Here is an 18107-nt window from a genome sequence, read left to right on the forward strand (position 1 = left end):
CCGCGCCTCCCGTCCGCCCTGTACGACCGGCCTCAGTCCACACCCCACCGCGGATCGAGGCGGTAGTCCTCGATCCGTCGGTCGAGCGCGGCCCGGACCTGGCCGGGGGCGTCCTCGCCCACGAGGGCGCGGAAGCGGCGGTCGTCGGGATCGGCGACGTGCGCCAGGACCGCCGCGGCGACGCTCTCGGGGGCACTGCCACCCCCGGTGCCGGTGGACGGCCACGGCACTTCGGGCGTCCCGAAGAGGTCCGTCCGCAGGTCGTCGTAGACGGCATCGGGGGCCGCGAATCGCATGCTGCCGGTGGCCCATCCGGTGTCGATCGCCCCTGGTTCGACGATCGACGTGCGGATGCCGAACGTGGCGACTTCGGCGCTCATCGCCTCGGTCCACCCCTCGAGCCCCCACTTCGCCGCGTTGTAGAGGCCGAGGGTCGGCATGCTCCCGACGGCGCCGACCGTCGACACCTGCACGATGTGCCCCGCAGCCTGACGGCGCATCACGGGGATGACCGCCTGCGAGAGCCAGAGTGGCCCGAGGAGGTCGGTGTCGATGATGTGCCGCACCTCGGCCTCCCCGACTTCCTCGACGGCACCGATCAGACCGTGGCCGGCGTTGTTGACCAGGACGTCGACGCGCCCGAACTCCGCGACCGCAGCGTCCACGGTCGCTCTGGCTGCCGACCGGTCCCGAACGTCGAGCACCAGGGTGTGCAGGTGCGCGTGTTCGGGCAGCGTGTGCTCGCCACGGACGGTCGCGACGACGCTGTGGCCCTCCGCGAGCGCTGCGAGCGTGAGCGCGCGGCCGAGACCGCGGGCGGCTCCGGTGATCAACCAGACCTGGCGATGACTCATGCGCCCGACCCTACTCCGAACGAGACGCACCGTCTCATTCCGAGTAGGATCGGGCACATGGCAAGTCGACGCACCCGAGCACGGGTGCACGAAGCGGTGCTCGGCCTCGTCGCCGAGGTCGGGTTCGCGAAGCTCACCATGGAGGGCATCGCCGCGCGCGCAGGCGTGGGGAAGCAGACGCTCTACCGGACCTGGCCATCGACGGCGGCGATCGTGTTCGACGCCCTCCTCGCGCGGAGCGAGACGGTCGACGGTGTGGTCGTCGTGTCCGACAGCGGGGACCTTCGGTCCGATCTGCTCGTCCTCGTGCAGGAGACGATCCGCGAGCTGACCTCGCCGACCAGCGAACCGCTGTTCCGGGCGGTCACGGCAGCGATCCAGTCCGACGTCGAACTCGCTCGCGAGTACCGCGAACGGCTGCTCGAGCCGCAGGTCTCGGCCGTCGCGCTGCGCCTCGAGCGCGGCGGCGTCACGGATCCGGCGGGAGCAGCAGAGCTCCTCCTCGGTCCGGTCCTCCATCGCTGGCTGCTCCGGAACGGCGCGTTCACGGACGGGTGGACGATTCGGCACGTCGACCGCGTGCTCCTCGGCGTGCAGCAGGGCCACCCCGAGGGTGCGGGCCGCTCAGGGAGGGGCCCGCACGACGCTCGCTGATCGCGGTATCGACATCGAGCACACGGACGGGAGGCGCGGTGCCCGCCGACATCGCGCCTCCCGTCCGCCGTCAGGTCGCCGTCGAGCCGCCGGCTCCCGTCGTCGTCTCGGGCAGCCCGCTGGCCCAGTGCCGGATCTCGTCCTCGTCGAGTTCGGAGATGCCGTGGTGGACCGGGAGGGTGACCAGGTCGACGACTGCTCCCACGGCACGCAGCCGCTCCGCCGTCAGGAGCCCGTCGCCGGGTGCACGGCGTTCGTCGTAGCGGGCATCGAGCACCAGCACCGGGGAGGCGGACCCGCGGCCCACCGGTCCGGAGCGGAAGGGCGGCTGCGGCCGGATGAGGACGCCCGCTGTGAAGCGGTCCGGACGCAGCTCGAGGAGCGCCGCCGCCGCGATCGCGCCGTTCGAGAATCCGAGCACGATGCGACGAGCGGTCGGCGCGAGCGCTGCTTGCCCGTGGTCGACGGCGTCGATGAGCAGGGGGGTGCGTTCGCGGAGGTCGTCCTCGTCGAGTGACCGGTCAGGGCGGCGGCGGAAGTGCGCGTAGCCCTCCGCGGTCCGCTCCGTGCCGCGGATCGCGATCTTCTGGGCGTCCGGCGCGAGTCGGTCGGCGAGGGGGAGGAGGTCGGTCTCGTGACCATCGGAACCGTGGAGCAGCACCCACGTCGTGTCGCTCGGCTGCGGAGTCGTGGGGACCGAGAGCACGAGCTCCGTGCCGAGCGGCGATCGCAGCGAGCGTGTCGACGAGTGCACGGGTCGATCATGCTCTGCCGCGGACCTCCGCTGCCAGGTCAGACGATCGTGCTGCCCCCGTCGACGAGGAGCTCGCTGCCCGTCATCCCGGAGCTCTGGTCGGACGCGAGGAAGAGCACCGTAGAGGCGACCTCCTCGGGGCGCAGGAGTCGACCGAAGGGGAGCCCGCTCGCCACCTCGTGCAACCACGCGGCCGAGTCGCCGGCGGCGAGTCCCACGAAACCGGGCGTCTCCGTCGGACCCGGGACGACGGTGTTGATGCGGATGCCCCGCGGTGCGAGTTCCACGGCCCAGGCGCGGGTCAGCGCCGTGACCGCTGCCTTGGAGGCTCCGTACAGTCCAAGCATCGGCTCGGTGCCCGCAGCCGACGTCGAACCGGTGACGACGATCGTCGACCCCTCGTGCAGGAACGGGAGCGCGCCCTGCACGGTGAGGAGTGTTCCCCGGACGTTCGTGCCGAAGGTCGTCTCGAAGTCGTCGGTGGTGACGGACTCGAGGGCTCCGAACTCGCCGACGCCCGCGTTCGCGTGCACGACGTCGAGCCCCGTCCGACGCTCGGCGACCGTGCGGAACACCGCCGCGATCTCGTCCGGACGCGTGGTGTCGGCGCGGACCGTGGTGACGGCGTCGCCGAGCTCCTCCCGTATGGCATCCAGTGCTTCTTGACGCCGACCCGTGACGACGACGTGCGCGCCCTCGTCGACGAACCGGCGGACGACCGCGAGTCCGATCCCTGACGTGCCGCCCGAGACGAGTGCGGTCTTGTCCTGCAGTGTTCCTGTCACGAAGTCCTCCGATGTGAGTTGTTGACTGATTGATCCAGAACGGTACGGCATAATGGACGAATCAGTCAACAACGCGACCACAGGAGTCTCCGTGCCACGACCACGCAAGTTCGACGAGGCCGATGTGATCGAGCGTGCGCGGCGTACGTTCGCCGAGACGGGGTTCGCGGGCACGTCGCTCGACGACCTGCTCGCGGCCACCGGGCTCGGGCGTCAGAGTCTCTACAACGCGTTCGGCGGCAAGAAGGAACTCTTCATGCGGGCGTTCCTCAGTGACACGAACGGGGCCGTCGACGCGGTGAAGGCCGTGCTGCAGGGCACTGAGCACCCGATCGCCCGCATCCGCACGCAGCTCGTGTCGTCGGCGGTCGAACATGGTGCCGCGCAGACCCCGCCGTCGCTGCTCGTGCGCGCGTCGGTGGAGCTCGCTGCTCGCGACGCGGAGGTCGCTGCGACCGTCACGAAGGCCTTCGACGCGATCCGTGCCGATTACGCTGCGTGCATCGTCGATGCGCAGGTCGCCGGCGAGATCGAGGCGGGGGCGGATGCCGAGGCACTCGCGACGTACTTCTGCGCCGTCATCGAGGGCATGGGTGTCATCGGACGGGCAGGGGTCTCACGAGCCGAGCTCCTGCGGGTCGGTTTGACCAGTCTCGCCGTGATCCCGATCACGCCGCTCGGTGACGAACACCTCAACGCTGAGGGTGGCGCTTGGCGCTGACGCCTCGGTCGCTCAGGTGTCCCCGGTCTCGGCGAGCAGGGCCGCGAGCCACGGTTCGACGACGTCCGCGACCCGATCTGGCGCACTCGGGGCGTCGGTGCCGAGGCCCGGCAGCCCGATGAAGTGCCGCGCGATCGTCAGTCCGAGGATGCTCGACACGACGACGGTCGCCCGGAGCTCGGCGTCCTCGGCGTCGCTCGCCTGCGCGAGCGCCTCGACCCGCTCCTGCAGGTACGTGCGCATGAGCCCCGCCGCCTCTTCGGACGTGAACATCGAGCGGATCAGCGCGCGGGTCGCCGGTGGGAGTTCCCGGAGCCGCGCGTCGAGGACTGTCCGCAGGTGGTCGTCGACGTCGTCCGCGGTCACCGAGGCGACGGGCTGCACCGCGAGCGTGAACAGTCGGTCCTTCGATCCGTAGTGCTGCAGGACGAGCGAGGGGTCGACGCCGGCGCGCTGTGCGATGCCGCGGATCGTCGCACGGGTGCCGTGTGCACCGAACTCGGCCTGCGCGGCCTCGAGGATCCGGGCAGCAGTGGCTGCTCGGCGGTCCTTCCGGGAGAGCGACTCGGGCACGCGTTCACTCTACAGACGATGAGCGGAGGTGCTACGGTTCACTCAACGTGCGATGAGCGAAAGGGCGACGTCATGGCGGATCTGCTGACCGGGATCGAGGAGCACTGGGTGCACGATGGCATCGATCGTGTGCAGGGGGCGTTGCCGGCTGACCGGCGCGACGACAGCCTCGTCCTCAACGACCACGGCGATGCCGCTCGACGCCTCTATGACATCGGGAGCGACCGCCTCGCTGCGATGGACGCGCAGGGTGTCGACATGCAGGTCCTGTCCCTCGCACCTCCCGGCACACAGGGGCTCGACGCCGCCGACGCGATCGCGCTCAGCCGCGATGCGAACGACGAGGTCGCTGCCGCCGTCGACGCCCACCCCGACCGGTTCCGGGCGTTCGCGACCCTGCCGCTCGCCGACCCGCACGCCGCCGCCCTCGAGCTGGAGCACGCCGCAGCGCTCGGTCTCGTCGGCGTCATGCTGCACGGCCGGACCGGCGACGTCCTGATCGACGACCCGCGCTTCGAGGAGCTGTGGACCGTCGCGGAGCAGCTCCGGCAGCCGGTGTTCATACACCCGCAGATCCCGCCGCGGGCCGTCCGGGACGCCTCGTACACGGGGCTCGGCGACCTGCCGGACCTCGCGTTGGCGACCTTCTCGTGGGGCTGGCACCTCGAGGCGGGGACGGCCGCGCTCCGGCTCATGGCGCGTGGCGTGCTGGACCGGCACCCGGCGCTGCAGCTCGTGCTGGGGCACTGGGGCGAGCTCCTGTTGTTCTGGCACGACCGCGCCGACGGACTGGCACGTGCGGCCGGTCTGGAACGGTCGATCACGGAGTACCTGCGCGAGAACGTCTGGATCACGGCCTCCGGCATGCTCGATCCGGCGATGCTGGGGCACGCTCTGAGCATCACGACGCCCGACCGGCTCCTGTTCTCGACCGACCACCCGTTCCAGCAGCCCACCCGCGAGGACATCGCGGGCTTCCTCGACGCCTTCCCGGACGACGACGCGCGTGCAGCGTTCGCCTCGGGGAACGCCCGCCGGCTGTTCGGGATCCCCGGCTGAGCCCGTACCGCCGCTACGCTGCCGAGATGGCGGGGGACTTCTCGACACGGACCACGACGGAGCGCGACTGGGAGCAGGTGCGTGCCCTCCGCATCGAGAACGCGACGGACAACCCGATCTCCTACGGCGCGACACTCGAGTTCACGCTCGCGATGACCGAGCAGGACTGGCGGCTCCGAGCGAGACGTGGTGAGGCGACCGAGACGACGAGCGTGGTGGCGGTCGACCCGACGGGCCGCTGGATCGGGATGATGAGCGGGCAGGTCGGCGACGCGTACGGTCCGGAGCCGGTGCTCACAGGCGTGTACGTGACGCCGTCGTCCCGCGGCCGGGCGAACGGCGTCGCGGATGCCCTGCTCGACCACGTGCTCGAGTGGGCGTCAGGGCACGGCGACCGGCTCCGCCTCGAGGTGTACGACCAGGCGGTGCCGGCGGTCCGCTTCTACGGGCGTCGCGGGTTCCGCGCGAGCGGTCGCTCGCGCGACTTCCGGTTGCTCGGACAGGGGACGGATGCTCCGTCGCTGCGCCTGGTCGAGCTGGTGCGGACCGTCACGTGACCAGCTGACGGACGGGAGGCGCGGTGCGGGTCGGCCCCGCGCCTCCCGTTCCTCACTGCAGTCCGTGCGCCACGGTCCGGCCCGCGGTCAGTGCGCGGCCGCTGCCGCGATCGCCTCGCTCACCGTCGAACCCGGGTGCTGCTTGCGCCAACGCCGGACTTCCGCCGGGTCAGGTGTGCTCCCCGGTGGCACGGCAGTCGAGCCGATCACAGGTGGGGAGAAGGCCGCGTAGGTGAGTGTCCCCAGTGCTGCCATGCAGGCGTACACGAGATCGAGTGCGTACCAGGCGCCAGCGGTGGCAACGAGGCCGCCGCAGATGATCAGCGCCGGGCCCCAGCGTGTCATCGGAAGCACCCCCGCTTGACGGCGGCGACGCCGAGCAACTCGGCCCCGAGCGCTGCGGCGGCCCCACCGAGTGCGCGGATCTTCTCCCAGCTGAAGGACGCACCCCACATGATGCGGACCGCTTTGGTGACACCGCCGAGCGAGCTGATCAGGCGCTTGATCTTGAGGATCTTCGCGACGGGGAACGCAGTGGATGCGATCAGGAGCGCGATCGCACCAGTGCACTCCAGGATGCTTGCGCGCGCTGAACGCAGGATCTGCGGGTTCGACGCGATCCAGGCGTCGTACGCCACCTGGCCCTCGACGAGAACGCTCTCGGGCACTCGATCGATCAGCTCGAGGCCGCCGACCATGTCGGCGGCCTGGAACTCGAGCTCCATCGCGACCGTCATCGTGTCGACCGCGACAGGCCCCTCCGTCGCGAACGCCGACGGCGCTACCAGCAATGACGCGCAGAGTCCGGCAGCGAGCACGACGGCGACACCGATCTTCGACGGTGACAAGGTGGATGACTGCATGTGTGTTCCCTCCGATCCGGCACCCCTTACCGGCGGCTCCACCCTGTGGCTAGTACGTGAAATACGCAAGTTTCAGAGTTTCACCCTTGTACATGCACCGTTCAAGGGCGCGGGTCAGTAGTCGGGGTCCTGCCGGTCCTGGTCCTGCCAGGGGAGCATCCGGCCAGCAACGAGCGCGAGCACACCGCCGAAGACGTACACCAGGGCCACGGCCCACCAGGGGTTGCGCCGTGAACGTGGCTGCAGCGGATCCATTCGGCCGACCTACGAGGCGGTCCGTCAGACTGCGGCGAGCTCTCGCGTCAGCGCCGCCACGAACGCGTCGATGTCCTGCTCCGACGTGTCGAAGGAGCACATCCACCGCACCTCGTTCCGGCTGGCGTCCCAGTCGTAGAACCGGAAGTGCTCACGGAGCCGATCGGCCACCCCGGCCGGCAGCGTCGCGAACACCCCGTTGGCCTGGGTCTCCTGGCTGAACGCGACGCCGCGGATGGTGCCGTCGGCGATCCCGGCCTCGAGTGCGGCGCGGAGTCGCTGGGCCATGGCGTTGGCGTGCCCGGCCGACCGCACGTAGAGGTCGTCGGTCAGCAGGGCGATGAGCTGCGCCGAGACGAAGCGCATCTTCGACGAGAGCTGCATGTTGAGCTTCCGGAGGTAGTGCAGGCCCTCCGAGGCGTCGGGGTTCAGGACGACGATCGCCTCGCCGTAGAGCATGCCGTTCTTCGTCCCGCCGAAGCTCAGCACGTCGACCCCGGCGTCGGTGGTGAAGTCGCGCAGGGGGACCCCGAGGGTCGCCGCGGCGTTGGAGATGCGGGCGCCGTCCATGTGGAGCGTCATGCCGAGCGGGTGGATGTGGTCGGCGATCGCGCGGACCTCGTCCACCGTGTAGGCGGTGCCGAGCTCGGTCGTCTGGGTGATCGAGACGACGAGCGGTTGGGCGCGGTGCTCGTCGCCCCAGCCCCAGGCCTCCTTGTCGATGAGTTCCGGGGTGAGCTTGCCGTCCGGCGTCTCGACGGGCAGCAGCTTGATGCCGCCGACGCGCTCCGGGGCACCGGCCTCGTCCGTGTGGATGTGCGCGGTCGCGGTGCACACGACGGCGCCCCAGCGGGGGAGCATCGACTGCAGCCCGACGACGTTCGCGCCGGTGCCGTTGAACACCGGGAACGCCTGTGCCTGTGACCCGAAGTGCTCCGCGATGACCTCGGCCAGCCGTGCCGTGTAGACGTCCTCGCCGTAGGCGATCTGGTGGCCGTCGTTGGCGGCGGTGATCGCGTCGAGGATCTCGGGGTGGATGCCGGCGTAGTTGTCCGAGGCGAAGCCCCGCAGGTCCAGGTCGTGGAGTCGAAGGGTCACGGGTTCATCCTAGGGAGGGGTGCGAGCGGGACGCGGGCGCCGTTCACCTCGGCGGGTGGCGTGGCCCAGAGCCGGACGATCTCGCCGCCGAGGCGGTTCTCGGGGCCGGCGAGGGCGCCGACGACGAACACGGTCGCGGCGGCGGTCTCCGGCGCGTCGGTGCTGAACCCCTGGGCGACGGCACGGACCCAGGTGTCCGACGCGGCCTTGGCCGCGGCGTAGTTCGCGGCGCCGGCGGTCGGGGAGTCGACAGCGGTGGACGAGACGAAGGCCAGGCGTCCGGCGGGTGAGGCGACGAGGTCGGCGACGAACTCGCGGGTGGTGTTCCGGAGCGTCCGGAAGGCCCGGTCGAAGAAGTCCCAGTCCTCGTCCGACTGTGCGGCGATGCTCCCGCCGCCGCGCCATCCGCCGACGAGGTGGACGAGCCCGTCGACCGGCCCGAGGTCGGCGTGGACACGTGACGCCAGCGCGGTGACGTCCGCACGCGACGAGAGGTCGCACGTGTGGGTGGTGACGCCCGGGACGGCGGTGCGGAGCGCCTCCAGGGCCGCCGCCCTCGTGCCGACCGCGACGACCGTCGCGCCGGCGGCGATCGTTGCCCGCGCGACCGCCTCGCCGCTGGCGCTGGTCGCACCGGCGATCAGCACCACGCGACCGTCGAGTGGCCGGTCGCTCACGCGGCGGCCTCCGTCGCACCGGTGATGCCCGCGGTCGAGGCGATGACCGGCGCCATCTTCTTGTTGAGCGCCTCGTAGAACATCGACAGCGGGAACTCGTCGTCCATCACGGCGTCGGTGTAGCCCTTCGCAGGTCCGGCGAGGGTCTCGGTCGGGAGCCCGCGGGCCCAGGCCGAGGCCGGGTGCGGCGTGAGCGTCCGCGTGAGCATCTCGTACGCGGCGAGCCAGTGCGCCGCCTTCGGGCGGTCGATCGAGCGGCGGTACAGCTCGTTGATCTCGTCGCTGAGGGCGATGATGACGTCCGGGACGGCATCCCAGTCGATGGTGAGCTGCGTGTCCGTCCAGTGCAGGACGTCGTGCTGGTGCATCCACGCGAACAGCAGCTGGCCGCCGAGCCCGTCGTAGTTCCGGACGCGGCTGCCGGTGATCGCGAAGCGGAAGACGCGGTCGAACACGACGGCGTACTGCACGAGTCGGGCGTGGTCGCGGATGGCGCGCTGCGCGTCCTGGAGGCTCGCATCCGGCAGCGCCGACAGGGTGCGTTCCAGACGCACGGACTCGCGGAACGCGGTCAGGTCGCAGCGCAGCTCCTCGAGCGAGTACAGGAAGAACGGCATCCGCTGCTTGATCATGAACGGATCGAACGGCAGGTCGCCGCGCATGTGCGAACGGTCGTGGATGATGTCCCACATCACGAAGACCCGCTCGGTCAGCTCCTGGTCGTCGAGCATGGCGCGGGCGTCGTCGGGCAGGTCGAGCTTCGTGATCTCCGCCGCCGCACGGACCACCCGGCGGTAGCGGGCGGCCTCGCGGTCCTGGAAGATCGCGCCCCACGTGAAGGTCGGCAGTTCGCGCATCGCGACGGTCTCCGGGAAGAGCACGGCCGAGTTGGTGTCGTACCCGGGCGTGAAGTCGACGAACCGCAGCGCGACGAAGAGCGCGTTGGAGTAGTCGCCGGCCTCGAGCTCGGCGATGAACTCGGGCCAGATCACCTCGACGAGGACGGCCTCGACGAACCGCGACGAGCTGCCGTTCTGCGTCACCATCGGGAACACGACGAGGTGGCCGAGCCCGTCGACGCGGTGCTGCTGCGGCTGGAACGCGTTCAGGGAGTCCAGGAAGTCGGGGACGCCGAACCCCTCGTCGCGCCACCGGTCGAAGTCGTGCTGCACGGCCTCGAGGAAGGCCGCGTCGTGCGGGAAGTGCGGTGCCAGCTCGGCGATGGCAGTCACGATCGTCGCGACGTGGGCAGCCGCAGACCCGTGGTCGGCCGGATCGGGGACGGAGCCGTCCTGCACCTGGACGGACTGCAGCGCGGTGACGGCGTCCTTCAGGCGGAGCCACGCCGGGTGGGTGGCGAGCTCGCGGACGGACGGGCGGTCCTCGACGACCTCGGGTTCTCCGACGATGGCGTCCTTCGAGAACTCCTGGACGAACTGCGACATGTCGTACCTCCCGTCGTTGGGCAGAGCGCGAGTGTGCTGGTACGTCGAGCCTAGGGAAGTTCGGGGGACGCAAAGTTGCCCATCCGCGGCGGAATCGTGCGCGTCCGGCTGCGTCGCGCTCCGAACCGCTCGCAGCGCGCAAGGTTCCTCCGACAGCGGGCTCGACTCCGCTCGCGACCGTGGGTCGGGAGGCGCGGGTCGGCCCCGCACCGCGCCTCCTGGCTCCCCGTGGTCGCGCCGACGTCCGCCGGGTCGCCGACCGCCACGGCCGGGTCAGCGCCGCCGCTCCGCGCGGCGCATCGGGACGTGTCCCCACCAGCCGAGGCCGTCGGTGTCCACGTCGAGGTGGTCCAGCCACCGGCCGAGCGGCTCGCCGATGTTGAAGTCTGCGACTTCCCAGCCGAACTCCTCGGGGGTGGGTTCGTCTCCGGTGGTGTAGACGTCCAGCCAGTCGATCGTGGTCGAGCGCTCGCGGACGATGCCGACCCGCGGGCCGCCCCACGGAGCGTCGTAGACCACGCGGAAGCCGTCCTCGGTCGCCCACGCGTCGTGGACCACCACGGAATCCGCTTCGGTCGGGCCGCCGTCGCGGAGCTTGCACAGGCAGGCGAGGAGCGCCCGCGGGCCCCACTCGTCCGACGCTGCCGCTTCGAGCTCGGCGATCAGCTCGGCATGTCGCTCGCTCAGCACGACGGCACTGCCCTGCTCGTGGTCGTCCCGGACACGGCGCGCGTCAGGCGCTCGGGCCGCTCGACCGGTTCAGCCGGTCGGCCGCTCGACCGAGCAGCCAGTTCACGGCCCACCCGACCACACCGATGACCGGCACCGCGACGATGACGACGGTCCAGATGATCTTCACGACGTCGCTCCGACGGCGGTCCCGCCAGACCTGCACCAGCGCGAGGACGTCCAGCGCCAGCACGACCAGCAGGACCAGCACGTGTGCGCCACCCAGGTTCTCGAGCACGTCGTTCTCCCCTCGTCCGCCGCTGCGCGGGGTGCGCGGCGCGGCTGTCCAACGATAGGAGGAGCGGCGGAGGGGGGCGTCCGTCCAGCGGTTGACATCGTGGCGATCAGGCGAGCGGGGACGCCGACGACGTCAGCACGGCGTCAGCAGCGCGTCAGTGATCCCTGCAACCGTCGGGTCCGGATCACGACCGAGGAGGCAGACGTGCTGGAAGACCGCGAGACGACCGTGCTGGTCACCGGAGCGAACCGGGGGCTCGGTGCAGCCTTCGCGAGCGCACTCGTGCGACGCGGAGCGAGGAAGGTCTACGCGGCAGCCCGCGAACCCGGGACCGTCCGGACGTCCGGGGTCACACCGGTCGAGCTCGACGTGACCGACCGGGCGCAGGTCGCAGACCTCGCGGAACGACTGTCCGACGTGACGGTGGTCATCAACAACGCCGGCATCCATCGACGCAGCTCGCTGTTCGATGCCGACGTCGTCGACGTGGTCGAGGACGTCCTACAGACGAACCTGCTCGGCACCCTGGCCGTGACGGCGGCGTTCACGCCGGTGCTCCTCGGGAACGGGGGCGGCGTCATCGCCAACGTGCTCTCGGCGGGTTCCTGGCTCGCCGGGCCGGGGAACATCGCCTACGCCGTGTCCAAGGCCGCGGCCTTGTCGCTCACGAACAACGTACGGGCAGAACTCGGACCACGACGGGTGCAGGTCACGTCGATCCACGCCGGGTTCATCGACACGGACATGACGGCCGCGTTCCCCGGTCCCAAGCTCGCCCCCGACGAGGTCGTCGACATCGCGCTCACCGCCATCGCCCGCGGCGAGCAGGAGGTGCTCATCGACGAGATGTCCCGGAACGCGAAGGCAGCATCGGCGCTCCCGGTGCCGCCGTCGGGCGTGTGAGGAGGAAAACGTGCCGGATCGTGGACGACGTGCAGCGGGATCCGGCCGGGGCACGTGCTGGTCCTCCGATCGTCGGACTGTCCCCGGGCGCGGTCGGGTCTACCGTGCTGTTGCGTGCGGCAACGACGCCGCACGATGACGAATCGAGCATCATGCAACGACGGATGAAGCACCTCGTCGCGATCGCGCTGAGCGCCGGAGTCGCGGGCGCCCTCGTGCCGGCGATCTCCGCACAGGCGGTCACGACGAGCGACACCCCGGACTTCGGGAGCAACGTCAAGATCTACAGCCCCTCCACGCCGACCTCCACGATCCAGGCCGACGTCGACGCGGCGTTCAACTCGCAGCTCCGGAGCACCAGCGCGCAGTTCGGGAGCCAGCGGTACGCGTTCCTGTTCAAGCCCGGCTCGTACGGCCGGGTGTGGGCCAACCTCGGCTTCTACACGTCGGTCGCCGGCCTCGGGAAGAACCCCGACGACGTCACCATCAACGGAGCCGTGAACGTCGACTCGGGGTGGAACGCCGGGGACGAGAAGAACGCGACGCAGAACTTCTGGCGGTCGGTCGAGAACCTCGCGATCGTCCCCGAGGGCGGGACCGACCGCTGGGCCGTGTCCCAGGCCGCGCCGATGCGCCGGGTCCACATCGAGGGGAACCTCACGATGGGACCGTCGAACCAGGACGGCGGCCAGGGGTACTCGTCGGGCGGGTACATCGCCGACACGAAGGTCGACGGGACGGTCACGTCCGGGTCGCAGCAGCAGTGGTACACCCGCAACGCGGCGATCGGGTCCTGGCAGGGCGGCAACTGGAACATGACGTTCTCCGGGGTGCAGGGTGCTCCCGCGAACGACTTCTCGAAGAGCTACACGACCCTCGCGACCACGCCGACGACGCGTGAGAAGCCGTACCTGTACGTCGACTCGTCGAACAAGTACCACGTGTTCGTCCCGTCGCTGCGGCAGAACTCGTCGGGCGTGACGTGGCCGAACACCGCCGGCACGGACATCCCGATGCGGAACTTCTACGTCGCCCACCCCGGCGACACGGCGGCGACGATCAACAGCGCTCTGTCGCAGGGGCTCAACCTGTTCTTCACGCCGGGCACCTACCAGCTGGACGCACCCATCGCGGTCACCCGCGCCGACACGGTCGTCACGGGGATCGGCTTCCCGACGCTCGTGCCGACGCAGGGAAACGCGGTGCTCACGTCGACCGACGTCGCCGGCGTGAACGTGTCGAACCTCGTCGTCGACGCGGGCACGCAGAACAGCGCGCAACTCGTCCGACTCGGCACGAGTGGCTCGCACGTCGACCACGCCGCCGATCCGCAGAGCATCCAGGACGTCTTCTTCCGTGTCGGTTCGAGCATCCAGGGCAAGGCGACGACGACCCTGCAGGTCAACGCTGACGACACCCTGGTCGACCACATCTGGGCCTGGCGCGCCGACCACGGCGGGGCGGCCACCGGGTGGACCGTCAACACCGGCGCGACCGGTGTCGAGGTGAACGGCAACGACGTCCTCGCGACCGGTCTGTTCGTCGAGCACTACCAGAAGTACGAAGTGCAGTGGAACGGCAACAACGGTCGGACGATCTTCTTCCAGAACGAGATGCCGTACGACGTCCCGGACAACGCCTCGTGGCAGAGTCCGACCGGCGCCGGGTACGCCGCGTACAAGGTCGCCGCGAACGTCACCAACCACGAGATCTGGGGCGGCGGGGTCTACTGCTTCTTCAACGCGAACCCGGCGGTGCACGCCGACCGGGCGTTCGAGGTCCCGCAGACCGCCGGTGTCCGTGCGCACGGACTCGTCACGGTGTCCCTCGGTGACACCGGCACGATCTCGAGCGTGATCAACGGGGTCGGGGGAGCGGTCCCGACGTCGGCCGGGAACACCGCGCCGAACCGACTGGCCTCCTACAACTGATCGCCGGGCGTCCCCGGCGCGGCAGCGATCGCCGCACCGGGGACGCCCGTGCGCTCAGTCGGCGTCCGGCTCCCCGAGCTCCAGGTGCAGCACCGGGTACGGACGCCCGGCCTCGTCGGTGGGACTCCGCCCGACCGTCCGGAAGCCCCGGCGGACGTAGAAGGCGGCGGCGTCCGGGTTCTGTTCGTTGACGTCGACACGGGTGACCCCGTGCTCCCGGACCGCACGAGCCACCAGGGCGGACCCGACACCCCTCCCGTGTCGGTCAGGGTCGACGAACAGCATCTCGAGGACGCCGTCGAGCACCCCGGCGAACCCGATCGGCTCGCCGTCGGACTCGGCCACGACGAGCGTCACCGCCGGGAGGTACGCGGTCGCCAGCTGCGCCTCGATCGCGTCGCGGTCCTCGTCGGAGAGGAAGTCGTGCGTGGCGTCGACGGCACGCCGCCAGATCGCGACGAGCGCCGGGTACTCCGTCGGGTCGCCCGCTCGGAGGGCGAACGCGGGCCCGTGCCGGTCGTCGAACTCGCTGCGCAGCACCGCCCAGGTGTCGAGCGTGGTCCACTCGCCCTTGAACCAGTCCGCCTCGACGGCGCGTCCCTCGTGCCGGAACCCGAGGCGCGCGAAGAGCCGCCCGGCCGCGGCGTTGCGCCCGTCGGTGACGGCGAACACCCGGTGCGCGCCCTGCTGACGGAACAGCCCCTCGACGAGCCGACCCATCGCTTCCGCTCCGGCGCCGACGCCCCGCGACGGCGGCGCGAGGGTCACCCCGACCTCGTACGTGTCAGGCTGGTCCGCGACGGCGTGGACGGCGAGGTCGCCGACGAGTGCGGACGTCGTCCGGTCGCGCACGGCGATCTGGAGCCACTCGCCGGACTGCGCACGCACCGCGCTCGGCTGCGATGCGAGGAGTGTGTCGGTGTCCGCCTCGGACCAGGCCGGCGTCCACGACTGGAACCGTGCGGTGTCGGGGTCGCGACGGTAGGCGGTGAACGACGGGCCGTCCACCGCGCCGAGCGGAGCGAGGGTGAAGCGGTCGGTCGTCATCGGGAACTCGAGCACGGCGTGCACGCTACCGGCCGGTGCTGTCGGCGTCGAACCGGGTTCGCTAGAACAGGTTCCCGCCGCTTGCGACCTGGATCGCGACGACGGCCGCGGCGAAGACCACGAGCACGCCGACCAGCGTCGCCAGTGCGACGGGCCAGCCGGTACGCCGCCGTGCACGGCGCCCGACGGATCCGGCGACGCCGGCCACGAGGACGACGAGTGTGAGGACGAGGTGCCAACTGCTGATGGTGGTGCCGGCGTCGTTGTTCGCGGTGGTGCACCCGGGCGGCTGCGCGCACGCGGCGAACGCGAGTTGGCCGATGAGCACGGCGAACCAGGCCGCCGGGCTCACCAGGACGGCCGCACCGAGGAGCAAGACGGTGGCGACGAGGTCGACCGAGCCTGGGTGGCGGGGCGGCGGTGCGGGTTCGGCTCGCGGCGGGTGCAGCACCAGGTCGTCGCCGGGATCGTCCCACCAGTCCTCGCGTGCCCCCATGCGCCCAGCGTAGGTGGCGGCGGTGGACGTGGGTGGACGGCGGACGGGAGGCGCGGGTCGGGCCCGCACCGCGCCTCCCGTCAGAACCGGGTCGAGCCGCGCAACCGGCGCGGACGGCCGTCGGGATCCACGGCGATGCGCGCGGCGGGACGCGCCCAGAGGCGCTGCAGCGCCGAGACCGGCTCGGGTTCGTGCCGGCGGATGCGTCCCGGGGGCCGCGGGCCGGGCCGACCGTCCTCGTGCCAGTGGTCGAGCGCGCGGGCCGTCGACCGCCAGAGGGCGAGCAGGTCGGCACCGGACCCGGTGAGGCGTTCGTCGTCCGGCGACGTCGCGAGGTGCTCCGCCCACAGCTCGTGGCGGAGGTCCCGGGCCAGGGAGCCGTCGTCGTCCGAGGAGTCCACGACGGCGCACGTGAGCTCGCTGTCGGACGTCCACGACCGGCGGTTGAAGTTGTCCGAGCCGATCGTCAACCACTCGTCGTCGACGATGCAGACCTTGGCGTGGATGTAGATCGGGCGGCCGTCCTCGTGTTCGAGGTCGAACGCGCCGACCCGGTCCGGCGCGGTCCGGCGGAGCGTCCGGAGCGCCTCGATCTGACCGAGGCGGGCCGGGGGACCGCCGAGGGGACCGTCGGAGTTCGGGTACCGCGGGACGAGCACGATCACACGGAGGTCCCGGTTGCGCTCGAGAGCCTCGGCGATGCCGGTCGCGACCTCGCGGGACCAGAGGTACTGGTCCTCGATGTAGAGCAGCGACCGCGCCCGGGCGAAGGCCTTGCCGTAGGCGCGCGCGATGCTGCGTTCGCCGAGGGGCGCGAACGGGAACGGCGGACGTTTCACCCCGTAGGTCCGCAGGAGCTGCACGGCGTGGTCGCCGGCAGCCGGCGGCGGGGGTGTGCGCTCGGGCAGGGGCTCGGGGTGCCGCGGCATGTGCACCAGGCGTTGCAGCAGCATCCGGTACGGCAGGCTGCGGTCGAGGGGGAGCGGGTCGTCCCACCGTTCGGCGAACACGGCGAGCACGTCCGCGACGACCGGCCCGCGGAGTTCCATCGAGGCGTCGTGCCAGGCCGGGCGCTCGCCGTAGCGGGCGTCGATGGAGACGGGCTGGGGGTCGCCCTCGTGCCCGGCGTCGTCACGACGGCTGTGGCACAGGTCGATCCCGCCGACGAACGCGACGTCCCGGGAGGGGTCGTCGCGGTGCTGGATGACGAAGAACTTCTGGTGGTGCGAGCCGAACACCCGGACGCGCTGGTCGAGCAGGACCTGGCCGCCGGCGTCGTTGATCTTCCGTCCGAGCAGCTCGTTCGACCGGGCGCTGATCGACGCCGAGACGCGCTCCCCGTGCGACCGCCAGATGAGCCCGCGCACCTCGACGCCCGCCCGCGCTCGGTCGGCCAGCAGGTCCCCGATCGTCGGGCCGTCCGGCAGCAGCCGCTCGTCGGCGTCGCCGCGCCAGTCGGTGAACCAGACACGGTCGCCCGGCTCGAGGGCGGTGAGCTCGGCGTGGATGCGCTCGAAGTAGGCGGCGCCGTGCACGAGCGGACGGACGTGGTTGCCCTCGGACCACGGCGCGGCGTCCGCGCCGGCGTGCACGCCGGTGTCGAGGTTGCCGCGCTCGTCGCGGGACAGGAACCAATCAGCCGGACCGGTACGCACAGTCGAACAGTACGGGACGGTGCCGTTCAGCGGTGCGAACCGGGCAGGTCGATCTCGTGGTGGCGGTCCCACGGCTCGACCCAGCCGAGGCGGTCGAACAGTGCGTCGAGGAGCATCGCGGTGAAACCCCAGACGACGTGGTGCTCGGTGCCGGTGCCGATCGTGAACGCGGGGCCGCGCCACTCCTGCCCGCCGCGGCGGATCACCGTCACCCCGCGGTGGGCGGGATCGAGCAGGTCGGCCACCGGGACGCGGAACACCGCGGCGGACTCGGCCTCGTCCACGACCCGGACGGGCGAGGACTCGCGCCACCACCCGAGCACCGGCGTCACGAGGTGCCGCGAGAACGCGAGCGGCACCGGGGCGATCGTGCCGAGGACGTCCACGCCGGCGGTGTCGAGGCCGGTCTCCTCGCGCGCCTCGCGGAGGGCAGCGGCGGTCGCGTCGGTGTCCTCGGGGTCGACCCGGCCACCGGGGAACGCGACCTCGCCGGGGTGAGCACGGAGTGTGGCGGCCCGGGCGAGGAGCAGGACGTCGAGGTCCCGCGAGACGGCGGAGCCGGTGGTGTGCTGGTCGCTCGGGACGTGGTGCTCGCTGGAGACGTCGCGGTTGCTGGGGACGTCGTCGAGTTCGCCGAACAGGATGAGGACGGCGGCGCTGCGGGAGTCGCCGGCCGTCGGCATGCCCGTGACGAGCGGGGCGGCACCGGGACCCACGAGCGCGGAGAGCTGCTGACGCGCCGGGTTCACGTCGTCAGCCTAGGTGCCCCGCGCGGGAGACCATCCGGAAGGTGCGCTCCCGGGGGATCTCCGA

Annotated in this window: 21 protein-coding genes; 6 read left to right on the plus strand and 15 right to left on the minus strand. The window is 71.3% G+C overall.

Annotated features, from left to right (window positions below; all coding sequences use genetic code 11):
- Positions 1–32: 32 nt before the first annotated feature.
- On the minus strand, positions 33–854 hold the full coding sequence (locus Q7F20_RS00825) for an SDR family NAD(P)-dependent oxidoreductase (RefSeq protein WP_305738217.1): 822 nt from the start codon (positions 852–854) through the stop codon (positions 33–35).
- A 57-nt stretch (positions 855–911) separates the two neighbouring features.
- Here Q7F20_RS00825 and Q7F20_RS00830 point away from each other — a divergent pair, with 57 nt between their 5' ends.
- Entirely contained in the window at positions 912–1508 is a 597-nt protein-coding gene (locus Q7F20_RS00830; RefSeq protein WP_305738218.1) for a TetR/AcrR family transcriptional regulator, read from the plus strand.
- Positions 1509–1578: 70 nt separating this feature from the next.
- Here the strand turns inward: Q7F20_RS00830 and Q7F20_RS00835 are convergent, their stop codons facing one another.
- Complete coding sequence (locus Q7F20_RS00835; RefSeq protein WP_305738219.1) at positions 1579–2262, minus strand: alpha/beta hydrolase; 684 nt, start codon at positions 2260–2262, stop codon at positions 1579–1581.
- 38 nt (positions 2263–2300) lie between these two features.
- Complete coding sequence (locus Q7F20_RS00840; protein WP_305738220.1) at positions 2301–3047, minus strand: SDR family NAD(P)-dependent oxidoreductase; 747 nt, start codon at positions 3045–3047, stop codon at positions 2301–2303.
- 91 nt (positions 3048–3138) lie between these two features.
- On the opposite strand from Q7F20_RS00840, the gene Q7F20_RS00845 reads away from it, so the two are divergent.
- Positions 3139–3768, plus strand: coding sequence for a TetR/AcrR family transcriptional regulator (locus tag Q7F20_RS00845; RefSeq protein WP_305738221.1), 630 nt, complete (start codon positions 3139–3141; stop codon positions 3766–3768).
- A 12-nt stretch (positions 3769–3780) separates the two neighbouring features.
- On the opposite strand, the gene Q7F20_RS00850 is transcribed toward Q7F20_RS00845, so the two are convergent.
- Entirely contained in the window at positions 3781–4341 is a 561-nt protein-coding gene (locus Q7F20_RS00850; protein WP_305738222.1) for a TetR family transcriptional regulator, read from the minus strand.
- A 72-nt stretch (positions 4342–4413) separates the two neighbouring features.
- On the opposite strand from Q7F20_RS00850, the gene Q7F20_RS00855 reads away from it, so the two are divergent.
- Together Q7F20_RS00855 and Q7F20_RS00860 are read left to right on the plus strand one after the other, a co-directional pair.
- Positions 4414–5400: an amidohydrolase family protein gene (locus Q7F20_RS00855; RefSeq protein ID WP_305738223.1), complete on the plus strand. Its 987-nt coding sequence runs from the start codon at positions 4414–4416 to the stop codon at positions 5398–5400.
- Positions 5401–5426: 26 nt separating this feature from the next.
- Positions 5427–5957: a GNAT family N-acetyltransferase gene (locus Q7F20_RS00860; protein ID WP_305738224.1), complete on the plus strand. Its 531-nt coding sequence runs from the start codon at positions 5427–5429 to the stop codon at positions 5955–5957.
- Between the two features lie 341 nt (positions 5958–6298).
- On the opposite strand, the gene Q7F20_RS00865 is transcribed toward Q7F20_RS00860, so the two are convergent.
- The 7 genes from Q7F20_RS00865 to Q7F20_RS00895 all read right to left on the minus strand — a co-directional run bounded on the left by Q7F20_RS00865 (position 6299) and on the right by Q7F20_RS00895 (position 11262).
- Positions 6299–6820: a hypothetical protein gene (locus Q7F20_RS00865; protein WP_305738225.1), complete on the minus strand. Its 522-nt coding sequence runs from the start codon at positions 6818–6820 to the stop codon at positions 6299–6301.
- 114 nt (positions 6821–6934) lie between these two features.
- Positions 6935–7075, minus strand: a complete 141-nt coding sequence (locus Q7F20_RS00870; protein ID WP_305738226.1) for a hypothetical protein — start codon at positions 7073–7075, stop codon at positions 6935–6937.
- A gap of 24 nt (positions 7076–7099) precedes the next feature.
- Entirely contained in the window at positions 7100–8173 is a 1074-nt protein-coding gene (locus Q7F20_RS00875; RefSeq protein ID WP_305738227.1) for a low specificity L-threonine aldolase, read from the minus strand.
- Positions 8170–8850: an SDR family oxidoreductase gene (locus tag Q7F20_RS00880; protein ID WP_305738228.1), complete on the minus strand. Its 681-nt coding sequence runs from the start codon at positions 8848–8850 to the stop codon at positions 8170–8172. The genes Q7F20_RS00875 and Q7F20_RS00880 overlap by 4 nt, the downstream gene beginning before the upstream one ends.
- Positions 8847–10295: a DUF6421 family protein gene (locus tag Q7F20_RS00885; protein WP_305738229.1), complete on the minus strand. Its 1449-nt coding sequence runs from the start codon at positions 10293–10295 to the stop codon at positions 8847–8849. Before Q7F20_RS00885 ends, Q7F20_RS00880 begins: the two co-directional genes overlap by 4 nt.
- 273 nt (positions 10296–10568) lie before the next feature.
- The gene (locus Q7F20_RS00890) at positions 10569–10985 is read right to left on the minus strand and encodes a hypothetical protein (protein WP_305738230.1); all 417 of its coding nucleotides are present in this window, start codon (positions 10983–10985) and stop codon (positions 10569–10571) included.
- Between the two features lie 43 nt (positions 10986–11028).
- On the minus strand, positions 11029–11262 hold the full coding sequence (locus Q7F20_RS00895) for a PLDc N-terminal domain-containing protein (RefSeq protein ID WP_305738231.1): 234 nt from the start codon (positions 11260–11262) through the stop codon (positions 11029–11031).
- A 204-nt stretch (positions 11263–11466) separates the two neighbouring features.
- On the opposite strand from Q7F20_RS00895, the gene Q7F20_RS00900 reads away from it, so the two are divergent.
- Together Q7F20_RS00900 and Q7F20_RS00905 are read left to right on the plus strand one after the other, a co-directional pair.
- Positions 11467–12165, plus strand: a complete 699-nt coding sequence (locus Q7F20_RS00900; RefSeq protein ID WP_305738232.1) for an SDR family oxidoreductase — start codon at positions 11467–11469, stop codon at positions 12163–12165.
- Positions 12166–12317: 152 nt separating this feature from the next.
- Positions 12318–14096 carry a hypothetical protein gene (locus Q7F20_RS00905; protein WP_305738233.1) on the plus strand — a complete coding sequence of 593 codons (1779 nt, stop codon included), beginning with the start codon at positions 12318–12320 and terminating at the stop codon, positions 14094–14096.
- 54 nt (positions 14097–14150) lie between these two features.
- On the opposite strand, the gene Q7F20_RS00910 is transcribed toward Q7F20_RS00905, so the two are convergent.
- From Q7F20_RS00910 to Q7F20_RS00925, 4 genes are all read right to left on the minus strand, one after another.
- The gene (locus Q7F20_RS00910) at positions 14151–15158 is read right to left on the minus strand and encodes an acetyltransferase (protein ID WP_305738234.1); all 1008 of its coding nucleotides are present in this window, start codon (positions 15156–15158) and stop codon (positions 14151–14153) included.
- 46 nt (positions 15159–15204) lie between these two features.
- Complete coding sequence (locus Q7F20_RS00915; RefSeq protein ID WP_305738235.1) at positions 15205–15639, minus strand: hypothetical protein; 435 nt, start codon at positions 15637–15639, stop codon at positions 15205–15207.
- Positions 15640–15719: 80 nt separating this feature from the next.
- A complete protein-coding gene (locus Q7F20_RS00920) occupies positions 15720–17294 on the minus strand; it encodes a phospholipase D family protein (RefSeq protein ID WP_305738236.1) in 1575 nt (524 codons plus the stop codon).
- Between the two features lie 26 nt (positions 17295–17320).
- On the minus strand, positions 17321–17977 hold the full coding sequence (locus Q7F20_RS00925; RefSeq protein ID WP_305738260.1) for a CoA pyrophosphatase: 657 nt from the start codon (positions 17975–17977) through the stop codon (positions 17321–17323).
- Positions 17978–18107: the final 130 nt, after the last annotated feature.

Source organism: Curtobacterium sp. A7_M15 (genome assembly GCF_030705415.1).
Classification (GTDB): Bacteria; Actinomycetota; Actinomycetes; order Actinomycetales; family Microbacteriaceae; genus Curtobacterium.

Coding starts and splice junctions, on each gene's coding strand:
- Q7F20_RS00825 (WP_305738217.1), bottom strand. CDS start 854: ATGAGTCATCGCCAGGTCTGGTTGATCACCGGAGCCGCCCGCGGTCTC.
- Q7F20_RS00925 (WP_305738260.1), bottom strand. CDS start 17,977: ATGCCGACGGCCGGCGACTCCCGCAGCGCCGCCGTCCTCATCCTGTTC.
- Q7F20_RS00860 (WP_305738224.1), top strand. CDS start 5,427: ATGGCGGGGGACTTCTCGACACGGACCACGACGGAGCGCGACTGGGAG.
- Q7F20_RS00915 (WP_305738235.1), bottom strand. CDS start 15,639: ATGGGGGCACGCGAGGACTGGTGGGACGATCCCGGCGACGACCTGGTG.
- Q7F20_RS00855 (WP_305738223.1), top strand. CDS start 4,414: ATGGCGGATCTGCTGACCGGGATCGAGGAGCACTGGGTGCACGATGGC.
- Q7F20_RS00870 (WP_305738226.1), bottom strand. CDS start 7,075: ATGGATCCGCTGCAGCCACGTTCACGGCGCAACCCCTGGTGGGCCGTG.
- Q7F20_RS00830 (WP_305738218.1), top strand. CDS start 912: ATGGCAAGTCGACGCACCCGAGCACGGGTGCACGAAGCGGTGCTCGGC.
- Q7F20_RS00905 (WP_305738233.1), top strand. CDS start 12,318: ATGCAACGACGGATGAAGCACCTCGTCGCGATCGCGCTGAGCGCCGGA.
- Q7F20_RS00865 (WP_305738225.1), bottom strand. CDS start 6,820: ATGCAGTCATCCACCTTGTCACCGTCGAAGATCGGTGTCGCCGTCGTG.
- Q7F20_RS00885 (WP_305738229.1), bottom strand. CDS start 10,295: ATGTCGCAGTTCGTCCAGGAGTTCTCGAAGGACGCCATCGTCGGAGAA.